Origin of the sequence: Exiguobacterium sp. s26, assembly GCF_018618235.1 — a bacterium.
Taxonomy (GTDB): domain Bacteria; phylum Bacillota; class Bacilli; order Exiguobacteriales; family Exiguobacteriaceae; genus Exiguobacterium; species Exiguobacterium chiriqhucha.
This window is the reverse complement of the sequence record NZ_JACSLS010000001.1, coordinates 265,310-286,187: the sequence shown is the minus strand read 5'-3', so window position 1 is coordinate 286,187 and position 20,878 is coordinate 265,310. Positions and strand designations below refer to the sequence as shown.

Annotated in this window: 22 protein-coding genes and 1 tRNA gene; 2 read left to right on the top strand and 21 right to left on the bottom strand. The window is 53.7% G+C overall.

From position 1 onward, the window contains the following. Window positions 1-83 precede the first annotated feature (83 nt). The 9 genes from KNP82_RS01430 to KNP82_RS01390 form a co-directional block, all read right to left on the bottom strand. Entirely contained in the window at window positions 84-881 is a 798-nt protein-coding gene (locus KNP82_RS01430) for a phosphotransferase enzyme family protein (RefSeq protein ID WP_029595060.1), read from the bottom strand. A 297-nt stretch (window positions 882-1,178) separates the two neighbouring features. Next, window positions 1,179-2,471 carry a phosphopyruvate hydratase gene (gene eno, locus KNP82_RS01425; protein ID WP_021065450.1) on the bottom strand — a complete coding sequence of 431 codons (1,293 nt, stop codon included), beginning with the start codon at window positions 2,469-2,471 and terminating at the stop codon, window positions 1,179-1,181. A 36-nt stretch (window positions 2,472-2,507) separates the two neighbouring features. Continuing rightward, window positions 2,508-4,046, bottom strand: a complete 1,539-nt coding sequence (gpmI, locus tag KNP82_RS01420; RefSeq protein ID WP_021065449.1) for a 2,3-bisphosphoglycerate-independent phosphoglycerate mutase — start codon at window positions 4,044-4,046, stop codon at window positions 2,508-2,510. Continuing rightward, window positions 4,047-4,799, bottom strand: coding sequence for a triose-phosphate isomerase (gene tpiA / locus KNP82_RS01415; RefSeq protein WP_021065448.1), 753 nt, complete (start codon window positions 4,797-4,799; stop codon window positions 4,047-4,049). Window positions 4,800-4,817: 18 nt separating this feature from the next. Continuing rightward, the gene (locus KNP82_RS01410) at window positions 4,818-6,002 is read right to left on the bottom strand and encodes a phosphoglycerate kinase (protein ID WP_029595059.1); all 1,185 of its coding nucleotides are present in this window, start codon (window positions 6,000-6,002) and stop codon (window positions 4,818-4,820) included. 98 nt (window positions 6,003-6,100) lie between these two features. Next, on the bottom strand, window positions 6,101-7,108 hold the full coding sequence (gap, locus tag KNP82_RS01405; RefSeq protein ID WP_021065446.1) for a type I glyceraldehyde-3-phosphate dehydrogenase: 1,008 nt from the start codon (window positions 7,106-7,108) through the stop codon (window positions 6,101-6,103). Window positions 7,109-7,167: 59 nt separating this feature from the next. Next, window positions 7,168-8,196 carry a sugar-binding transcriptional regulator gene (locus KNP82_RS01400; RefSeq protein ID WP_021065445.1) on the bottom strand — a complete coding sequence of 343 codons (1,029 nt, stop codon included), beginning with the start codon at window positions 8,194-8,196 and terminating at the stop codon, window positions 7,168-7,170. Window positions 8,197-8,305: 109 nt separating this feature from the next. Continuing rightward, on the bottom strand, window positions 8,306-8,563 hold the full coding sequence (locus tag KNP82_RS01395) for a glutaredoxin family protein (protein ID WP_214826828.1): 258 nt from the start codon (window positions 8,561-8,563) through the stop codon (window positions 8,306-8,308). Between the two features lies 1 nt (window position 8,564). Then, window positions 8,565-9,707 carry an RNA polymerase factor sigma-54 gene (locus KNP82_RS01390; protein WP_029595057.1) on the bottom strand — a complete coding sequence of 381 codons (1,143 nt, stop codon included), beginning with the start codon at window positions 9,705-9,707 and terminating at the stop codon, window positions 8,565-8,567. 123 nt (window positions 9,708-9,830) lie between these two features. Here KNP82_RS01390 and KNP82_RS01385 point away from each other — a divergent pair. Together KNP82_RS01385 and clpP are read left to right on the top strand one after the other, a co-directional pair. Beyond that, window positions 9,831-9,903 (top strand) — tRNA-Arg (locus KNP82_RS01385). Between the two features lie 151 nt (window positions 9,904-10,054). After that, window positions 10,055-10,630 (top strand): ATP-dependent Clp endopeptidase proteolytic subunit ClpP, encoded by a 576-nt coding sequence (gene clpP, locus KNP82_RS01380; RefSeq protein ID WP_021065442.1) that lies wholly within the window; start codon window positions 10,055-10,057, stop codon window positions 10,628-10,630. Window positions 10,631-10,669: 39 nt separating this feature from the next. Here clpP and KNP82_RS01375 read toward each other — a convergent pair whose 3' ends face one another. The 12 genes from KNP82_RS01375 to hprK all read right to left on the bottom strand — a co-directional run bounded on the left by KNP82_RS01375 (window position 10,670) and on the right by hprK (window position 20,760). After that, a complete protein-coding gene (locus tag KNP82_RS01375) occupies window positions 10,670-11,110 on the bottom strand; it encodes a hypothetical protein (RefSeq protein WP_214826825.1) in 441 nt (146 codons plus the stop codon). 63 nt (window positions 11,111-11,173) lie between these two features. Beyond that, a complete protein-coding gene (locus KNP82_RS01370) occupies window positions 11,174-11,689 on the bottom strand; it encodes a DUF2179 domain-containing protein (RefSeq protein WP_021065440.1) in 516 nt (171 codons plus the stop codon). Window positions 11,690-11,784: 95 nt separating this feature from the next. Continuing rightward, window positions 11,785-12,021 carry a hypothetical protein gene (locus KNP82_RS01365; RefSeq protein ID WP_021065439.1) on the bottom strand — a complete coding sequence of 79 codons (237 nt, stop codon included), beginning with the start codon at window positions 12,019-12,021 and terminating at the stop codon, window positions 11,785-11,787. An 87-nt stretch (window positions 12,022-12,108) separates the two neighbouring features. Continuing rightward, window positions 12,109-13,062, bottom strand: coding sequence for a DNA-binding protein WhiA (gene whiA / locus KNP82_RS01360; protein ID WP_029595055.1), 954 nt, complete (start codon window positions 13,060-13,062; stop codon window positions 12,109-12,111). 31 nt (window positions 13,063-13,093) lie between these two features. Further along, on the bottom strand, window positions 13,094-14,089 hold the full coding sequence (locus KNP82_RS01355; RefSeq protein WP_029595054.1) for a gluconeogenesis factor YvcK family protein: 996 nt from the start codon (window positions 14,087-14,089) through the stop codon (window positions 13,094-13,096). A gap of 1 nt (window position 14,090) precedes the next feature. Then, window positions 14,091-14,963 carry an RNase adapter RapZ gene (gene rapZ, locus KNP82_RS01350; protein ID WP_021065436.1) on the bottom strand — a complete coding sequence of 291 codons (873 nt, stop codon included), beginning with the start codon at window positions 14,961-14,963 and terminating at the stop codon, window positions 14,091-14,093. A gap of 125 nt (window positions 14,964-15,088) precedes the next feature. After that, window positions 15,089-16,042: a thioredoxin-disulfide reductase gene (gene trxB / locus KNP82_RS01345; protein ID WP_021065435.1), complete on the bottom strand. Its 954-nt coding sequence runs from the start codon at window positions 16,040-16,042 to the stop codon at window positions 15,089-15,091. 68 nt (window positions 16,043-16,110) lie between these two features. Further along, window positions 16,111-17,583 carry a tetratricopeptide repeat protein gene (locus KNP82_RS01340; protein ID WP_021065434.1) on the bottom strand — a complete coding sequence of 491 codons (1,473 nt, stop codon included), beginning with the start codon at window positions 17,581-17,583 and terminating at the stop codon, window positions 16,111-16,113. A 295-nt stretch (window positions 17,584-17,878) separates the two neighbouring features. After that, entirely contained in the window at window positions 17,879-18,361 is a 483-nt protein-coding gene (locus tag KNP82_RS01335; protein WP_214826822.1) for an acyltransferase, read from the bottom strand. Continuing rightward, window positions 18,354-19,004 carry a pyrophosphatase PpaX gene (gene ppaX, locus KNP82_RS01330; RefSeq protein WP_214826819.1) on the bottom strand — a complete coding sequence of 217 codons (651 nt, stop codon included), beginning with the start codon at window positions 19,002-19,004 and terminating at the stop codon, window positions 18,354-18,356. Before ppaX ends, KNP82_RS01335 begins: the two co-directional genes overlap by 8 nt. Next, on the bottom strand, window positions 19,004-19,822 hold the full coding sequence (gene lgt, locus KNP82_RS01325; protein WP_058764138.1) for a prolipoprotein diacylglyceryl transferase: 819 nt from the start codon (window positions 19,820-19,822) through the stop codon (window positions 19,004-19,006). Before lgt ends, ppaX begins: the two co-directional genes overlap by 1 nt. Next, window positions 19,822-20,760, bottom strand: a complete 939-nt coding sequence (gene hprK, locus KNP82_RS01320) for an HPr(Ser) kinase/phosphatase (protein WP_021065430.1) — start codon at window positions 20,758-20,760, stop codon at window positions 19,822-19,824. The genes lgt and hprK overlap by 1 nt, the downstream gene beginning before the upstream one ends. Between the last annotated feature and the right edge of the window lie 118 nt (window positions 20,761-20,878).

Genomic DNA, 20,878 nt, shown 5'->3' with positions numbered 1-20,878 from the left:
TCATCATGACGAACGCCTCCTTTCACCTACACTCTTCTATTCCCGGAATGAGCACTCGACAAGCGTTCGTCTGCCATCCTTTCTCAAAACCATTTCTTGCCGTTCGCCTCGATAAAACGATATTCTTCTTGATAATGCGTGTGGTGCCCTTCATCCATCATCGTTTGGAAAGCGACGTCCCCTTCTGAGGCGTTTCGTTCGATTAACCGATAGAGCGCCTCAATCCGCAATAGCAGCATGTCCAACAACTCCGATGTCGAACCTTCCCAGCCGTACGCTTCTAAGAAGAGCGCGACTCGTCGTTTGTACGTCCCATCATCGCGCTCCGCCTCATAGTGAACGACCTCACCCGACTCGGCTTGATGACGCCGGCTGAGCGGAACGAACGTATAAAGGGCATAAACGATATCCCAGGCTCGTGGTCCGGGCGCCGCCAAATCAAAGTCGATGACCCCTGCCACTTTCCCGTCATGGAAAATCGTATTGTAGACGGCGAAGTCGTTGTGGCAAATCACTTCAAACGGTGCTGGCGTATGGTCGAGCGGTTGCCAGTCAGACGGCCACTCGACATCCAAGGTCGCGTCATGCAGCCGGCGCATCAGCCGAGCGGCATCCTGAATCGCCTCATCGGACCACATATAGGCTTTCAACGGATAATCGGCCGTCTCCCCTTCGAGATACGTCAAAATCTCCCGGCCCTGACCATCCACCCCGACAAATCGCGGAACGCCCGATATCCCCTTCGCCTCTAAGTGCGTTAACAATCGATGGACGTGTTCACTGCCGTCTTTCAACGTACGATAGACATGATTCCCCTTTTTATAGACGGTCGACACGTTCCCGCCACTCAACCTTTTTTCTTGTTCATGTGATTGGTCCATCCAATCCCCCCATTCTTCATCAGTCACGTTCAGTATACAGCAACACGGGGTGTCGATGACGAGGAAGCTCGACACAGAGTATCCGCCCCCGTCCAAGCGGCACCGTGACTCTTGCAGGAAAGCAATCTAACGGAGACCCCGCAAGCACGAAGTGCGAGGAGGCTCCGTGGATTGCCTGCAGAAAGCATCGGTGCCGCCAAGACGGGTTGACGACCAATCAGTCGTCCCACCGTCTGATGAAGATCATCAAAACCACAAAAAAACAGGCCCGCACAAGGCGGACCTGAAAACAATCAATTATTTTTTGAGGTTGTAGAACGACTTGATACCGTCGTATTTCGCTACATCGCCGAGCATGTCTTCGATGCGGAGAAGTTGGTTGTACTTCGCGATACGGTCTGTACGCGAGAGCGAACCAGTTTTGATTTGACCAGCGTTTGTCGCAACAGCGATGTCCGCGATCGTCGCATCTTCTGTTTCACCAGAACGGTGTGAGATAACAGCTGTGTAACCAGCTTTTTTAGCCATTTCGATCGCGTCGAATGTTTCTGTGAGCGTACCGATTTGGTTAACTTTGATGAGGATCGAGTTCGAGATTCCTTTTTCGATACCTTCAGCAAGCTTCTCAGTGTTCGTTACGAAGAGGTCATCCCCAACGAGCTGAACTTTGTCACCGATTTTGTCAGTGAGCAATTTGAAGCCGTCCCAGTCGTTTTCGTCGCAACCGTCTTCGATTGAGATGATTGGGTACTTGCTTACGAGCTCAGCGTAAAAGTCTACGAGCTCAGCAGTTGTCATTGACTTGCCTTCGCCAGCGAGTTCGTACTTGCCAGTTGACTTGTCGTAGAACTCAGAAGACGCAACGTCCATTGCGAGGTAGATGTCTTCGCCAGCTTTGTAACCAGCTTTTTCGATCGCTTCAAGGATAACTGTGATCGCTTCTTCGTTAGACTTAAGGTTTGGTGCGAAACCACCTTCGTCACCGACAGCTGTGTTAAGACCCATACCAGAAAGAACTGATTTGAGGGCGTGGAATACTTCTGCACCCATGCGGAGCGCTTCGCGGAACGTTGGCGCGCCAACAGGCATGATCATGAACTCTTGGAAGTCAACGTTGTTGTCAGCGTGCGAACCACCGTTGATGATGTTCATCATTGGAGTTGGAAGCGTCTTCGCGTTGAATCCACCGAGGTACGTGTAAAGTGGAAGGCCGAGCTCGTCTGCTGCTGCGTGTGCTGCTGCCATAGAGACACCAAGGATCGCGTTTGCGCCGAGTTTACCTTTGTTTTTCGTACCGTCGAGCTCGATCATTTTCTTATCGAGTGCGTTTTGATCGAATACATCGTAGCCGATGAGTTCTGGTGCGATTGTGTCGTTTACGTTAGCAACGGCTTTGAGTACGCCTTTACCAAGGTAACGTGACTTGTCGCCATCACGGAGTTCTACTGCTTCGTGCTCACCAGTAGATGCGCCTGATGGGACGAGGGCACGGCCGAAACCGCCGTCTTCTGTGAAGACTTCTACTTCGATTGTTGGGTTACCGCGTGAATCCAAAATCTCGCGTGCGTAAATTTCTGTAATCATTGACATGAAAATTCGCTCCTTTTTGTTTGGAAAGTTTTTAAGTTACTTCGTGACGATTGATGTGCCGGTCATTTCTGCCGGTTGCTCTCCACCGAGAAGGTGAAGGAGCGTTGGGGCGAGGTCGCACAAAGCGCCTTCTAGAACTGGTTTCAGTTCCACCCCTTCTTTCGTGACGATACATGGTACTGGTTCCGTCGTGTGGGCCGTCATCGGTGAGCCGTCCGGGTTCGTGACAAGGTCAGCGTTCCCGTGGTCCGCCGTGATGATCGCCGCGCCGCCTTTGGCAATGAGTGCGTCCACTACTTTACCGAGGCATTCGTCGACGACTTCGACAGCTTTCTTCGTCGGTTCGAGCATACCGGAATGGCCGACCATGTCCGGGTTCGCGTAGTTGATGATATACGCGTCATACGTGTCCGATTCGATGCGTTCGAGAAGACCTTCCGTGAGCTCGTATGCGCTCATTTCTGGCTTCAAGTCGTACGTTGCCACTTTCGGTGACGGTACGAGGAAACGATCTTCACCTTCGAACGGTGTTTCTTGTTGTCCGTTCAAGAAGAACGTGACGTGCGGGTATTTCTCAGTTTCCGCAGCGCGGAGCTGTTTGTACCCTTGCGCGGCGAGAGTCTCACCGAGCGTGTTTTTCAAATCTTCTGGTGGGAAGACGATGTCCGTGTCGATTTCATCCGAGAATTTCGTCATCGAGACGAGCAAGATGTTCTCTGGATGTGCGCTCGAAAGTTCGAAGCCTTTGAAGCCGGTCTTCTCTTTGAACACTTTCGCAAGTTCGATCGCCCGGTCCGGACGGAAGTTGAAGAACATGATTGCGTCGTTGTCTTTAATCGTCGCAATCGGTTGACCGTCTTTCTCGATGACCGTCGGTAAGACGAATTCATCCGTCAAGCCGTCTGCATACGACTGTTTAAGAACGTCGACTGCATTCGTGCCGACTTCGCCTTTCGCGTTGACGAGCACGTCGTATACTTTCTCGACGCGTTCCCAACGGTTGTCGCGGTCCATGGCATAGTAACGTCCAGACACGCTAGCGACTTGACCAAGTCCGAGTTCAGCGAGCTTCGCTTCCGTCTGTTCGAGGAAGCCAGCGCCTGATTTCGGATCACAGTCACGGCCGTCCGTGAAAGCGTGAATGAATACTTTTTCGATACCATGAAGTTTTGCAAACTCGACGATGGCGTACATGTGGTTGATGTGAGAGTGAATCCCACCGTCTGAGACGAGGCCCATGATGTGGAGGCTCGAATCATACTTTTTCACATGTCCGGCCAAGTGATTCATCGCTTGGCGGTCGAAGAGTGAACGGTCTTTGATGGAATTGTTGACGCGTGAAAGTGACTGATAGACGACCCGGCCGGCACCGATGTTCAAGTGACCGACTTCCGAGTTCCCCATCTGACCTTCCGGAAGGCCGACGTACTCGCCTTTCGCGTTCAAGAGCGTATGTGGATACTGCTCCCAGAAGCGGTCGAAGTTCGGTTTGTTCGCCGCAGCGACCGCATTACCGAACGTCTCGTTCCGCATTCCAAAACCATCCAAGATGATGAGGGCGACTGGTCTTGCCATTTAAATCGCCTCCAACAACTTGAGGAACGAAGCAGCTTCAAGTGAAGCACCGCCGACGAGTGCGCCGTCGATGTCTTCTTGTGCCATATACTCCTTGATGTTCTCAGGTTTTACAGAACCGCCGTATTGGATGCGAACCGCAGCCGCCACGTCTTCACCGTAAAGACCTTTTACCACGTCACGAACATATTTGCATGAGCTTTGCGCATCTGCTTCGTCCGCTGATTTACCAGTACCGATTGCCCAAACTGGCTCATACGCGATGACGAGTTGTTTGACTTGGTCAGCTGAGAGGTCCGCGAGGCCACCTTCGACTTGCGTCTTGATGACTTCTTCGAACTTGCCGCCTTCGCGCTCTTCCAATGTCTCACCGACACAAACGATTGGCGTAAGACCGTGTTCGAACGCTTTTTTCGTTTTGCTGTTGATGAATGCATCTGATTCGCCGAAGTATTCGCGACGCTCTGAGTGTCCAAGGATGACATATGTCACGCCGAGGTCAGCGACCATGGCCGGGCTGATTTCGCCTGTGTATGCCCCGCTGTCTTTGTCGTACATGTTTTGTGCACTGAGTTTCAAGTTCGATCCTTTAGCCGCTTCTACCATTGGGGCCAAGAATACTGCTGGTGCACCAATCGCCGCGTCAACTTTGTCCGTTGACGGGATATTGTTTTTAACTTCCTCTACGAAAGCGACGGCTTCCGAGAGTGTTTTGTTCATTTTCCAGTTACCTGCAATAATCGGTTTACGCATCGATAACCCTCCTCTGTTTTACTTGTCGTTCAACGCTTCGACGCCTGGAAGTTTCTTGCCTTCCATGAATTCGAGTGAAGCGCCGCCACCAGTCGAGATGTGGCTCATTTGGTCAGCAAGGCCGAACTTGGCTGCTGCCGCGGCTGAGTCACCACCACCGATGATTGAGTATGCGTCGCTGTCTGCGAGTGCTTGAGCGACACCTTTCGTTCCGTTAGCGTACTTATCGAGTTCGAATACGCCCATCGGTCCGTTCCAAACGACAAGTTTCGATTCGCGAATCGCTTCCGCGTAAATTTCGACTGTCTTCGGTCCGATATCAAGACCCATGTGATCCGCAGGGATCGAGTCGATATCGACTGGTCCGACGTATGTCTCTTCGCCGAATTCTTTCGCAATGACACAGTCGACCGGCATCAAGAACTTCACGCCTTTGTCTTCTGCTTTTTTCATGAACTGACGAGCGAGGTCGAGCTTGTCTTCTTCAAGGAGTGATGTCCCTACTTCGTGCCCGAGTGCTTTCGAGAACGTGTACGAGAGACCGCCACCGATGATGAGTGTATCCACGATGTCAAGAAGGTGGTCGATGACCCCAATCTTGTCAGCAACTTTCGACCCGCCGATAATCGCCGTGAACGGACGGTCAGGATTCGAGAGTGCCTTGCCGAGGACTTCAAGTTCTTTCTCCATCAAGAAACCAGCAACCGCGTGGTCGACGTGGTGCGCGATGCCTTCTGTCGAAGCGTGGGCACGGTGAGCCGCACCGAACGCGTCGTTGACGAAGATATCAGCGAGTGCCGCGAAACCTTTCGCGAGTTCTGGATCGTTTTTCGTTTCACCAGGGTAGAAACGGACGTTCTCGAGAACGACGACGTCTCCTTCACCAAGTTTAGAAACGGCTTCTTCTGCGACTGGACCGTACGCCTCTTCGACGAGGGGTACATCTTTGCCGAGCAGTTCAGCGAGACGTTTAGCGACCGGTGCGAGTGAGAACTCGAGGTTCTTCTCGCCTTTTGGACGGCCGAGGTGGCTCGCCAAAATGACTTTCGCGCCGCCGTCGATCAAGTGCTTGATCGTTGGAAGTGCCGCTTGAATCCGCGTTTCATCTTGAATGACGCCATCTTTGAGTGGAACGTTGAAGTCAACGCGGCAAAAGACGCGTTTCCCTTTTACATCGATGTCACGAATAGACTGTTTGTTCATAACCTTCGCCTCCATATGTCGTGCGTGTCAATTTCATAAATAGAGCGGAGAACAATCTCTTGTTTCCGCTCCTATTTGATTCTATTTAGTTCACGAACTTACTTCGCGATTTCAGCGAAGTGCTTGAGTGTGCGAACCAATTGTGCAGTGTAAGACATTTCGTTGTCGTACCAAGAAACTGTCTTAACGAGTTGCTTGTCGCCAACTGTCATTACTTTAGTTTGTGTTGCATCGAAGAGTGAACCGTAAGTGATTCCGACGATGTCAGAAGATACGATTTCGTCTTCAGTGTAACCGTAAGACTCGTTCGCTGCTGCTTTCATTGCTGCGTTGATTTCGTCAACAGATACAGTTTTCTCAAGAACTGTTACGAGCTCTGTGAGTGAACCTGTAGCAACTGGTACACGTTGTGCCGCACCGTCAAGTTTACCTTGAAGTTCTGGGATAACGAGGCCGATTGCTTTAGCCGCACCAGTTGTGTTCGGTACGATGTTAGCTGCTGCCGCACGCGCACGACGGAAGTCGCCTTTCGGGTGTGGAGCGTCAAGCGTGTTTTGGTCGCCTGTGTAAGCGTGGATTGTTGTCATAAGACCTTCGATGATTCCGAACTGGTCTTGGAGAACTTTAGCCATTGGCGCCAAGCAGTTTGTCGTACATGAAGCACCAGAGATTACTGTCTCTGTACCATCGAGGATGTCGTGGTTTGTGTTATAAACGACAGTCTTCATGTCACCTGTAGCTGGAGCCGAGATGACAACTTTTTTCGCGCCAGCTTTCAAGTGAAGCTCCGCTTTTTCTTTGTCTGTGAAGAATCCAGTACATTCGAGTACGATGTCAACACCGAGCTCGCCCCATGGAAGTTCTTCTGGGTTACGGTTAGCAAGTGTGATGACTTTCTCGCCGTTTACGAGGAAGTGATCGTCGTGTACTTCAACGTCTCCGTCGAAACGACCTTGAGTCGTGTCGTACTTGAGAAGGTGAGCAAGCATCTTCGTGTCAGTCAAGTCGTTGATTGCAACAACTTCGATTCCTTCGTTTTTGATGATCTCGCGGAATGCCAAACGACCAATACGTCCAAATCCGTTAATACCAACTTTTACTGCCATAGTTAATTTCCTCCTTAGGGTAGAAGCTATTTATTGAAGAGCCAACGGGGGTCAACTCTTTAATAACGAGTTAATAATTCTGTCGCCGCACCTTCGTCTGTGACGAGGATGATGTTCGGCGTGTGTTTCGCATATGCGGCGATCGCCTGTGCCTTCGACTTTCCTCCGGCGACAGCGATGACGGTGTCCATGTCGTCGAGCTCCTCCAATTGGATCCCGACCGTCTTGACCCGGTGCACGATTTCACCTTCCGCGTTGAAATAATATCCGAACGCTTCGGCGACGGCATCGTGCCGTTCAATCATCCGCAAATGCTCTGGTGACGCATGACGGCGTTTCGCCATCGTTTCCGCCTCACCAATTCCATGTACCACAATTCGCGCCGCTCTAATCATTTCCAGTACATTTTTAATGCTAGGTTCCTCCACCATCCGCTCGAACGTCTCTTGCGATACCTCGTCCGGAATGTGGAGTAAATGATAGTCGGCATGGGCCCGGTCGGCCATCCGAGAACAGACGGTGTTCGCCTGTAACTCGAGCGTCTCTCCGAGTCCGCCGCGTGCCGGCACGAAATGCATCGGCCGTTCTTTTTTATCGGGCGACATCATGGCCGCAACCGATGCCATCGTCGTCCCGCCTGTGACCGCGATGATATTGTCGTCCGGTGCCAGTCTCGCTTTCAGTTGCGTGACGGCGGCCCGACCGATATCTCGCTGGACCCAGAACGTCTCGTCGGAATCACCCGGTACGATGACGACTTGGCGAACGCCTAGTTTGCGCTCGAGTTCTCGTGCGACTTCCGAGATGCCTAGGATCTCTCCCATGACCTCGTGCAAGTCCCGGAGAACGTTTCGGCCCGATTCCGTAAGGGAAATACCTTGAGTAGCGACCATCAATAGACCTTGGTCTTTCAAGAAGTCGACTTCTCGTCTTAGGATTCGTTCCGTCAGCCCGAGGCTTGTGGCCAATGTCCTGCGGCCGATCGGCTGCATCAAACGGACATAATGTAAGATATCGTAACGATGTCGGAGCGTATCGAGCATGTCGGGAACGATTTGCTTCTGAACTTGAATCAGCTGCTGGATCATACTCATTCCCCCTCGACTTAAAGCATGGACAATTTTTGTCCCACTTTTATATTTGCGTCCCACCGCTACGACTTCATCTTATCAATCACCTTTCCGTCTTGCAACCCCTTCAAACGTTTTTTTTCGATGTAAGCGTATACTTAACAAAATCTTCAACTTTACTGTCATCGTATCGACCTTGACTAATGACACGTCCCTCGTGTAAGACGACAGGGATCTCAAACAAGTATTTCGCCTCGAGTTCTTCGTTGCCGGTGATGTCGATCTGCTCGAGCTCGAACGGATAGTCTTCCATGAGCCATTCGAGCATGACGATTGCCTCCTCGCAAAGCGAACAGTTGGCACGGCGGTATAACGTCAGGACCATGTCAGTCCCCTCCTTTCCATAGTTGTCGTTCCCGCTCCCGCGAGTTTCCAAAACCGAGCGCCTCCCGATAGTTCGCCACGGTCCGTCGTGTCACCGTATAGCCGAGCCGGTCCAGCTCGCGCATGAGTGCGGCATCGCTCAGCGGCGACGTCTCTTGTTGAATCAGTTCGGCGAGCGCCTTCTTCACCATGAACGGCGATTGCCCGTGCGTCGCCCGGACGAAAAAGTGACGCCACGCCATCACGCCGCCTTCGGTCGTCACGTACTTGCCTTGAATCGCCCGGCCGACGGTCGACTCGTGCTTGCCGATTTGTTCGGCGACTTCTTTTCGCGTCAACGGATGCAAGACGAGCTTCCCGTCCAACCAATCGCGTTGGCGTTCGGCGATGACGGCCCACACCGATTTAAGCGTCGCGTTCCGCATCTCGAGCGTCTCGTGCCACCATTTCGCCTCGCGATCGTCCCCGACCCGAGCCGCATCGAGCGTCGGGCTGAACCATGTCGTCACGAGCTCACCGTCACGACGGACGACTTCAAGTTCCGGGACGACGGGTTCGGTTCCTTCATATAATAATGGCGTCTTCGGGAGTGTCGCCACGATACGCGTCGCCCGTTCGTACTCAGCAACCGAGATGTCGAGTCGTCCCGGGATGTCATCAAGGTTCGCGTCGAGCGCCTCGAACACGTCCAAGACGAGTGGGTCGTCATGTTCAATCGCATGCCGATATTGGCAGTCGCGCTCATTCTTCGCCCCAATCCCTGTCGGTTCTAGAAACAAGAGCGCCTGGCGCGCCGCCTCAATGTCCGCCACATCGACCTCGAAACGATGGGCGAGCACGAAGTCGCTCTCCGGTAGCAGACCACGATGGTCGAGCGCGAGGACGAGCCGTTTCTGGAGCGCGCGCTGGGCCTCAGTCCCGCTCCCTTCCTCGATTTGCTCGAACAATCGCTCCTCGAACCCACTCGCCGTATCGGCTACCCATTCGACCGCACCGCTCCCCGTGGCGATGCATGGATTGCGTCGAGCCAACCGGCCGAGCTGAAAGGCGATCGCGGTCCGGTCCGCCTCGAGAATCGGCAGCCGCCGAACCATATCCTGGGTCAGCTGTTGTGTTTGAAGTTGTTGCTGTTCTTGCCGTTGCATCGGTCACACCCCTCTCGCTTCCTATTGTATCGAACAGCGGGAAATCGCGCTCAAAAAAAAGTGAGCCGAACAGGATTGCTTTTTTAAAAAAACAAATGTATAATAAATCGTGTCAGAGAACATGCACCCGTAGCTCAGGGGATAGAGCACTGGTTTCCGGTGCCAGGTGTCGGGAGTTCGAATCTCTCCGGGTGTATCACAGCAAGAGGTCAGGCATATGCCTGGCCTCTTTTGTCGTTTTAGAATCGTCAAACCGTGGAATAGGTCAAAAACGATGACTATCGTTTGACCAACATTGACTATAGCGGTATGATATGTTTACAACCTACATAAAGGAGGCAGATTCAATGTTAATTCCAACAGTTATCGAACAAACAGGTCGCGGGGAACGCGCGTACGATATTTACTCACGCTTGCTCAAGGACCGCATCATCTTGCTCGGAAGTGCAATCGACGACAACGTCGCCAACTCGATTGTCGCCCAGCTTCTCTTCCTTGCAGCCGAGGACCCAGATAAGGACATCTCACTTTACATCAACAGCCCGGGTGGTTCGATCACTTCCGGAATGGCGATTTATGACACGATGAACTTCATCAAGCCGAACGTGTCGACGATTTGTATCGGAATGGCCGCATCGATGGGTGCCTTCTTGCTCCAAGCCGGTGAACAAGGCAAACGCTTCGCGCTTCCGAACGCAGAGATCATGATTCACCAACCGCTCGGCGGTACGCAAGGTCAAGCATCGGATATCAAAATCCATGCCGAACGCATCATCAAGATGCGTGAGAAATTGAACCAAATCATGGCCGATAACACAGGCCAGCCGCTTGAAGTCATCGAGCGCGACACAGAGCGCGACTACTTCATGTCAGCTGAACAAGCGAAAGACTACGGTCTCATCGACAAAGTCATGACGCGTTAATGACGCAACCCCATTCTCCTCGGAGAATGGGGCTTTTGTTTACTCTTTGACCTCGACCCCGAACACATAGCGGCTATCGCCTTGCGGCCAATCCCCGCCCGTCTCGAATACATAGACGCCCGGCTCGTCTGGCACGACCGGTTCAGCCGGGACAAGTTCCCCATCGACGAGTTGATGGAACGAGGCGTTCGACGGCTCGGCGTGGAACTCGACATCAATCTCGGCACCCGCTTCGACCGGCACGAGCTGTAGGTCATCCGCCTCCGGCAGAGTGTGGTCCTCGCATACCGCCTCGCCCCCGTCCGACCAACAGAATGTCGACTGTTTCACTTCCGCGGTCACGGTTCCGACCCGGACCGTCGGGAGCGGTGGTTTCAGTGACGACTCCGAGTTCCAAAACGAGGTGGCGTACAACGCCCCACCGACCACGAGCAACCCAATCACAACAATCCATAATCCTTTTCGTCTCAACCCGCTCATCCCCTTTGTACGTCTATTCCCCGTCCTACGAAAAAAACGACCCACTTTCGTGAGTCGTCCTGTTCATTTTGGGCGTCGGAGCCCTTTCATCATATAGCCGCCTTTAAAGTCGATTGGATCGAAAGCGACGAGGAACGCCTTCGGTTCATACTCCTCGACCATCTGGCGCAAATCTTTCATCCGTGTCCGCGCTGCCAAGACATCGAGACGATAGCGGATGCCGTCACGTCCCTGCCCTTGGTAGTGTGTCACCCCGTAGCCGCTGTCGCGCATCTTCTGGATGAGCTCGGCCGGGAACTCTTGTGTGTGGACTTGAATCATATTGTAGCCGATCGCAAGTTTCCGCTCGACGTAACCGCCGACGAGAATCCCAAGTCCGAAGCCGACCGCATAGACGATCATCCCGAGTGTCGTCAAATCTTGGAACACGATGCCGAGCGCGAAGATATAGATAAGCGTCTCAAGCGTACCGAACAGCCCCGCAATCATCGTTTTTCCTTTGACGAGCATGATGGTACGAAGCGTCAGCACCGGTACATAGACGAGTTGTAATACTAGGATGAGCAAGATTTGCCCCATTGGAACGACCTCCATTCGAATTCAATACAACCACTATTTCAAATTTCAGGGCCGGATGCAACCAAAAAAGGCTGACCGGAGTCAGCCTTTCGCAATTATTTGTCTAAGTTATCAACGCTCGTGAGCAGTTCATAGTCTTTACGGATGACCTGATAGATGGCATTCGTGTCGCCTGACAATACTTCTTCGGCCCGCAATTGGTTGAGAAAGAGGCTTGTCGCGAACGTGACGAGGGCACTTTTCGGGATCCCGATTTGTTTCGCACGCTCCGTGATGACCTGGTCTAAGTCAGCGTCAATCGTGAGCGAGATTCTTTTCTTTGCATTCGACATAATCATGAAGCTCCTTTAAGTTACATTTCTAAAGTCCTATACACAATTGCTAATTATATAGGAAGAATGGTTTTGGCGCAACCAACGTCACGATGAGCTGATTTCTTCACCGTTGCGCACCTTGTCCGCAATCTGATCGATTTTACGGAGCCGGTGGTTGATTCCTGACTTCGAGATCGGTCCCGTTTCGAGCATCTCGCCGAGTTCTTGGAGCGAGACGTCTTGATGGGTGACCCGAAGCTCGGCAATCTCCCGGAGTTTGACCGGTAAGATTTCGAGTCCGACCGTGCGCTCGAGGAACTTGATATTCTCGACTTGGCGGAGTGCCGCCCCGACGGTCTTGTTCAAGTTCGCCGTCTCACAGTTGACGAGCCGGTTGACGGAGTTCCGCATGTCCTTGATGATGCGCGCGTCCTCGAAGTCGAGCATGCCGCGCGTCGCCCCGACAAGTTTCAGAAAGTCCGAGATTTTCTCGCTCTCTTTAATGTAGAGAATATGCCCTTTCTTCCGCTCGAGCGTCTTCGCGTTCAAGCCGAAGCGGTTGGCGAGGTCTCGGAGCGCCTGGTTATGGTTCTCATACAGGCTATACACCTCGAGGTGATACGACGACGTCTTCGGATGGTTGATTGAGCCGCCGGCAAGGAATGACCCGCGCAAATACGCTCGGGCGAGGTTCTCGTCGCGTGTCATATCCGAGTTGAGCGTCCGAATCATCTCATAATTCTCCCCGAGAATCTCGAGGTCCTTCAACATCGTCTCGGCGCGTTGGGCGACCCGGACGATATAGACGTTGTTCTTCTTTAACCGCATTTTCTTCCGTACGAACAAATCAAGATGATGGTCGTACAGCCGTTTCATGAGGGAATAGATTCGGCGTGCGATGGCGGCGTTCTCGGTCGAGACGTCGAGCGTCATCCCCCGCCCTAAGGCGAGCGAGATGACCCCGTTCATCCGGACGAGCGCGGACAGTTCCGCTTTCGCCTCGGCATCGGTCACTTCGAGTTGCGTCAGTTCTTTTTTGACGTCAGAGGCAAAGCTCATGTCAGTCCCCTCCTTTCTGTTCAATCACAACTTATTTCAGCTCGAGCTCTTGGAACGAGCGTGGTTTCTTGATGCGCAGCACGCGCTGCATGACGAGTCCGGCAATGGCGTCCGAGTCGTGGCGGATGTAATCGCGGTTATAGTCGACGATGTCACCGGCGAGCACGTTCGTGCCATAGTTCCGAAGCTTCTTGCGATCGAAACGGACCTCTTCCGAGCCGTCCTCGAGGTAACGCTCTAAATAGATGTCCTCGATCGGCTCGTTATTGACGACGATCGTGTCGACCGTCGACTTGCCGAGATACGCCTCAATCGATTTCAAATGCTTCATCGCGTCGTACCCTTTCGTCTCGCCCGGCTGCGTCATAACGTTGCAAATATAGACGACCGGCTTCCCGGAGCGGACGATGGCGTCGCGCACTTCCGGAATCAACAGGTTCGGGATGATGCTCGTATATAAGCTCCCTGGTCCAAGCACAATCAAATCCGCGCCCTCGATCGCCTCGACGACACCGGCCGCCGGCTTGATGCCCTCTTCGAGCAAAAATAGGCGTTTGATCGGTTTTTCGACGAGCGGGATTTTCGATTCGCCTTTGACGATCGTCCCGTCCTCGAACTCGGCCGCGAGCGTCATGAGCGTCTCCGTCACCGGGAGCACCTTGCCCTGGGCGTTCAACAGCTGCGACAAGACGTCGACCGCCTTGACGAACGAGCCTTCACAGATGTGCGTCGCCGCCGTCAGCATGAGGTTGCCGAGCGAGTGGCCTTCGAGCCCAAAGCCGCTGTCGAACCGATATTGCAGAATCTTGTCCATGAGCGGCTCGACCTCGGATAAGGCGAGGATGACGTTCCGGATATCGCCCGGCGGTAACATGTGGAACTCGTCACGGAGACGCCCCGAGCTGCCCCCATCGTCCCCGACCGTGACGATGGCCGTGATGTCGAGCGGATAGTGCTTCAAGCCCCGTACGAGCGTCGAGAGGCCCGTACCGCCACCGATGGCCACAACTTTCCTTTCGCGTCTCATCTTACTTCTCCTTCGTCGCATGCGCGAGGTCGCGATGGACGGTCTTGACGTTATAGCGCTCGGCGAAATGGGCCGACACTTTCTCGGCGAACGTGATCGAACGGTGCTTCCCGCCCGTACAGCCGAAGGCGACGACGACTTGCGTCTTCCCTTCGCGCTTGTACTGCGGCAACAGGAATTCGAGCATGTCGATCAGCTTCTTATAGAACGCCCGCGCCTCGGGGTGCGACATGACGTAATTCTGGACTTCTTCCGTCTGTCCGGTGAGCGGACGGAGCTCCGGGATATAGAACGGGTTCGTGATGAAGCGGACATCGAACAACAAATCGATATCGAGCGGGACGCCGTGCTTGAACCCGAACGACATGAAGTTGACCGTGAACGGAATCCGTTCCTCGTTGAATTGGAGCAGGATGCGGTCTTTGAGCATCTGCGGCTTCAAGTCGGTCGTGTCATAGAGCGTATGGGCCCGGTCACGGAAACCTTCGAGTAACGAGCGCTCGAGACCGATGCCGACGAGTGGTGCGTCTTCCGGGGCGAGCGGATGCGACCGGCGCGTCTCTTTATAGCGGCGCACGAGCACTTCGTCCCGTGTGTCGAGATAGAGTAAGTGCGGGTGCACGTTCTTCTGTTCCAAGTCGTCGATGACGATAAACAGGCTGTCGATGAAGTCGCGCGTGCGCGTATCGATCGCGACGGCTATTTTCGGTCGGACCGAGCTGATGACGTCAATCAATTGCGGCAATAGCACCGGCGGCAAGTTATCGACGCAAAAATAGCCGAGGTCCTCAAAGCTGTTCATCGCGACCGATTTCCCGGCCCCGCTCATCCCGCTGATGATAATCAATTCTTCTAATCCTTTAAAGTCTTCCATGTCACTGACGCCCCCTTAAAATTGACAACCGAGCCGTGTGTGTAGCTCTCTTCTGTCTTTAGTATAACGAACGCCTGAAAAAAAGAGAAGGGATTGCGGTCGCCCGCAATCCCTTCTGTCTCTAGTCACGCGTTTTGTTCGTGCAACGCCTCGAGGAGTCCCTCGATATAATGTTGCGCGTTTTGAGCGGCGATCGATCCGTCGTTCGTCGCGGTGACGACTTGGCGGAGCGTCTTGTCGCGAACGTCTCCGGCTGCGAAAATCCCAGGGATCGTCGTCTCCATCGCTTCGTTCGTGACGATATAGCCTTGCTCGTTCGTGATGCCGAGGTCTTTGACGAAACCAGTGATCGGGTTCATGCCGATATAGATGAACACGCCATCGATCTCATGGTCCGACTCGGTTCCGTCGACCGTGCTGACGAGACGCGCCCCACCGACTTTTCCGTCCGCTTCCACGATCTCTTTGAGCGTGTGGTTCCAGATGAAGTCGATTTTCGGGTTGTCGAACGCCCGTTTTTGAAGAATCTTTTGCGCGCGAAGCTCGTCGCGACGGTGGACGATTGTGACTTTGTCAGCGAAGCGCGTCAAGAACACGCCTTCTTCGACTGCCGAGTCACCGCCACCGATGACGAACAAGTTCTTGCCTTTGAAGAATGCTCCGTCACAGACCGCACAGTAAGAGACACCGCGGCCGCCGAGCTCTTCTTCGCCCGGGACACCGATTTTCTTGTATTGCGCGCCTGAGGCGAGAATGATGGCCCGCGCTTTATAGTCGCGGTTGTGGGCGTGAACGACTTTATATTCCGTCTCATCCGAGATGCTTTGGACGTCGCCATAGGCGTACTCCGCACCAAACGCTTTCGAGTGGTCGAACATTTTTTGAGACAAGTCTGGACCAAGAATGCTGTCATAGCCCGGATAGTTTTCGATATCTTCCGTGTTCGCCATCTGTCCACCTGGGATGCCGCGTTCGATCATAAGTGTCGATAAGTTGGCACGCGACGCGTAAAGTGCCGCCGTCATTCCGGCTGGGCCGGCCCCGATGATAATGACGTCATAGATTTTTTCTTCTGTCATAATGATTCCACCTCTGCATGAAATTGATTGACTTCAGTATAAGAAACCTAGGGAGGTATCGTCTATCTTTATGCTTGTTCGAGTGTTTGTTTGAACGAACGGATCGTCTCCGTGAGCGTCGCAACATCGATACCGAACGCATCGGCACAGTCGTCGAGGACGAGAGCGTCCCGTTTCGCATAGAACATCCAGACGAGGGCAGCGGCCGATGCCGTTGTGTCCTCGAATGATGCACCGGCGAGCAGCAAGAGCGCGAACCGTTCATAAAAGTCGCCGTCGAGGCTCATCTGTTCTGCTTCCGACACTTCCGTCTCGGCAAGCAAGAGCGCGTCATATGCCCGAGCGATGCGGACATCGCCTGTGAACGGGGCCTGGCAAATCTCGGCCCGGCACTTCTCAGCGAACGCAAGCACCGTCTCGTTGTCGGTGATGCCGCTCGTCAACGCGAGCGCTTCGAACGCCTCGTCATCGGCGAGCTTCGAGATGATTCGGATGATTTCGATTCGAGCCGCGTCTTCTTCTTGGCGCAATCCTTGGACGAGCGCCGAGCGGAACTCGAGGTTGTCGCGGATGTCGTACGGGCTCTTCTCTTCGAATTGTTTCAACTCGTCACTGTTCAAATAGGTAGCCGCTTCTTCAAGACGCCCGGTCTTGTAGGCGGATACGCTGAGCCAATGCCCGAACAGTGAATCCCCACGGAATCCGCGTTCTTTCAACAGGCGGAGTTCTTCGTACGCGCGGTCGTATTGACCGACGAGCGCGAGCGTCGTGGCGAGTTTGTAGCGTAAATCGAACTGGAGCGGACGGACACGTGTCAGTGGGACCGACAGTTGGAGCGCCGCCTCTGATTGTCCGGCTTCATGCAACAACAGAATCGTGTTCAAGAGCGCATGCAAGTTGCCCGGGTTCTCGTCGAGCACGTACTCGAGCGTCTCGAAAGCCGCGTCATCGTTGCCGAGATAGAAATTGACGACAGCCAAGTTGTTGAACGCCGGCCAAAAGCGCGGATAGCGATCGATTAACCTTTCGAGCGTCGACTTGGCGGCGAACAGGCGGCCTTTGTCGATATGCTGTTGGGCCTCGGTGTGCCACGTGATTAGCTCGTCTTCTTCGTCATCTTCGAGTTCTTGTTCGAGTTCAATCAGTTCTAACAGGGATTGGACCGAGTCCGCGTAGCGTCCGTGTGCCTCGACTTCGAGGTATCGGTTCGCATACATCGCTGCTTCTTCATATAAAGAGATATAGGCGCAGTTGCTCGCAAGGTGATATAAGGCCTCTGTTGACGTTTCATCGAGTTCAAGCACCCGTTTCCACACGTCATTGGCGTGGTAGATCTCCCCTACTTCAAATAACAGTTCAGCGTACTGTTTGTGATAGTCGACGCGGTGTGCTGCAGCGGCAGTGGCTTCAGCCATGAAAAAAGTCGCTTCATCTAGGCGACCTTCACGTAACGCACGACGACCTCTATAGTAGTGGAGCTCCGCGGCGAGCGGAGATTCTGGTTCGGGTAGCGTCATTACTGCTTCATAGTTCGCTTCCATATTCTAAATCCTCCACATCATCTCTAAATCTTTTTTTAGTTGCAGGGTTAAGAATACCGCACTCAATCAGTGAGGGCAACTGAAAAACTTAAAAAAAATCGGGACTATATTCCTTCTATAATGAATATATTTTGCTAGGTCCACTAAATGCTTTTTGACAAAAATATGAGGGTTTCGTGTCAGCGCCCATAGACACAAAAAAGCGGCATCCCCTTAAAAAAAAGTGATACCGCTCTAGTAATTTTATGAGGAAGGACATGTCTTGACCTCAAAATGATTTCGCGCTAAATTGTGTCTATTTTGTGTCGACGATTTGGAGCTTTGCGCCAACGACGCGCTCTCCGGGCAGGACGTCGCGATGCACGACGGCACCGGCACCGATGACGGCCCGGTCGCCGATCGTGACGCCAGGAAGGATCGTCACGTTCGCCCCGATCAACACCTCGTCCCCGATGCGGACATCCCCGATCCGGTACTCGTCGACGAGGTACTCGTGACAGAGGATCGTCGAATTGAACCCGATGACCGTATTACGGCCGATCGAGATTCGCTCCGGGAACATGACGTCCGGTGTCACCATGAGGGCGAGCGCGCTATACTCCCCGATTTCCATGCCGAGGAACGTCCGGTACAACCAGCGTTTCGCTTTGACGGATGGGAAGTAGCGGCCGATCAAGACGACGGTCGTGTTCTTGAAGACGCGCAGGAAACGAATCGTCCGATACATCTGCCAGAGCGGGTTCGGCCCGTCGAGATGAAACCGTTCCGTCTTACGCATGGACCGTAACCTCGTCGAGCCACGTCTCAAAATGTTCCATCGAGTCGATGATGACGTCCGGCTCGAGCGCTTCTAAAAACGCGCGGCCTTTCAACGCCCAGCCGACGGCGACCGTCTTCGTGCCGGCGTTCTTGCCGCTGAAGATGTCCGTGTCATTATCGCCGACCATGACGGAGCGGTCCGCCGTCGACCCAAGCGCGCGGAGCGCCCGCTCGACCGGCTCGGCATGCGGTTTCTCATGGACGACATCGTCGGCCGTGATGACGACGTCAAACAAATGGTCGATGTTGAACAAACGCAAGCCTTGCTCGACGACGGGACGGCCTTTCGATGTGACGACGCCCATCTTGTATCCTTTGGCGTGAAGGCGATACAGCCCCTCGATCACACCCGGATACTCGGCGACGAGCTGGTCGTGCATCGCGATGTTGAAGCTGCGATAGAACGCCTGCATCTCTTTCCATTCCGGCTCATTGAGCGCTTTGAACGACTTCTCGAGCGTCGGTCCGATAAACGGGAAGATATCCTCGTCGCGATACGTCTCGTTTGGGAAGTAATACCCGAGCGTGTGACGGAAGCTCGCGATGATGAGCGGGTTCGTATCGAGCAACGTGCCATCCAAATCGAATAGAAGGGTATCCATCAATCAAACAGTCCTTTCTCTGAAGGGTCGTCGTATCGCTTCGCTTTGCGGCGGACGATCATCATGACGATACCGAACACGATCATCGCGATCGAGACGAGTTGTGCCGTCCGGAGATCACCGGCCATCAAGCTGTCGGTCCGCAGTCCTTCGATATAGAAGCGACCGATCGAGTACCAGACGAGATACGACAAGAAGATATAGCCGCGCGGCGGGTTACCGACCATACGCCATACGACGAGCAAGATGACGCCGATGATGTTCCAGACGCTCTCGAACAAGAACGTCGGCAAATAGTAGGCCCCGTCGATATACATCTGATTGACGATCCAGTCCGGGAGGAAGAGCGTCTCTTTCAAGAAACGGCTCGTCGTCTCGGCACCGTGCGCCTCTTGGTTCATGAAGTTGCCCCAGCGACCGACCGCTTGTCCGAGCAAGAGCGACGGTGCGAGGATGTCCGTGATCTTCCAGAACGACATCGACTTGCGCATGCAATAGATGACGACGACGAGCAGCGCCCCGAAGATGGCCCCGTGAATGGCGATGCCGCCTTGACGGATGTCGATGATTTGGCCGAGGTTCTGACTATAGTAGTCCCATTGGAAGATGACGTAGTAAATCCGGGCGAAAACGATGCTGATCGGAATCGACCAGATGATGACGTCGACGACCCGTTCTGAATCATAATTGAGGCGCTTCGCCTCGAACAAGGCGAGAACGAGGCCGAGCATCGCCCCGAAGGCGATAATCATGCCGTACCAATAAATCGGGAGTGACCCGATCTCAAACGCGACGCGGTCAAATGTTGGCTCTACCATTATTCCATGTCTCCTTCGTTGTCATGGATGGCGTTCGCGAGCCGCTCCGCGAACTCTTCGGCCGTATTGATGCCCATGTTCTGCAGACGGTAGTTCATCGCCGCGACTTCGACGATGACAGCCAAGTTACGTCCCGGACGGACCGGAATCGTCAAAATCGGCACTTCACTGTCGATGATTTTCATCGTGTTGTGATCGAGCCCGACGCGGTCATATACTTTGCCCGCATCCCAGTTCTCGAGGTTGATGATCAAGCTGATTTTCTTGTGCGAACGGACGGCACCGGCACCGAACAACGTCATGACGTCGATGATGCCGATTCCGCGAATCTCGAGCAAGTGACGAATCAGCTTCGGCGCTGAACCGACGAGCAATTGGTCCCCGGTCTGGCGAATCTCGACCGAGTCATCAGCGACGAGACGGTGGCCCCGCTTGACGAGTTCGAGGGCGGTCTCGGATTTCCCGACGCCGCTCTGCCCTTTGATGAGCACGCCGACGCCGTAGATGTCGACGAGCACGCCGTGCATCGCCGTCATCGGTGCGAGTTCCATCTCGAGGAAGTTCGTGATTTGTGACTCGATTGAGGTCGTGACCGCGTTCGTGCGCATGAGCGGAACGTTCGCCGCCTCGGCTTCTTGTTCAATCTCTTTCGGGATGTCGAAGCCGCGCGTGATGAGGATGCCCGGTGTCAATTCCGTGCATAAAATCTTCGCCCGCTCGCGGCGGCTCTCTTCCGACAAGCTCGCATAGAACGTGAGCTCGGTCTTCCCGAGCACTTGAAGCCGATTTTTCGCATAGTGGGTATAATAGCCGGCAAGGACGAGTCCCGGTCGACTGAGGTCCGGTGTGGCGACAGGACGGTGAAGTCCCTCTTCCCCGGCGATGACTTGAAGTTTGAAGCGCTCAACGAGTTGAGCCGTGCGTACGATATTTTGCATGAGTAATCTGCCCCTTTCACGCTCATTATTGTATCATAGCTCTTCTTGAAAAGTGTCAACGAAAGTGAGCCGAAGCGTGTCGAAAAAAAGAGGTGAAACTAAATTGTGGCAATTGCGT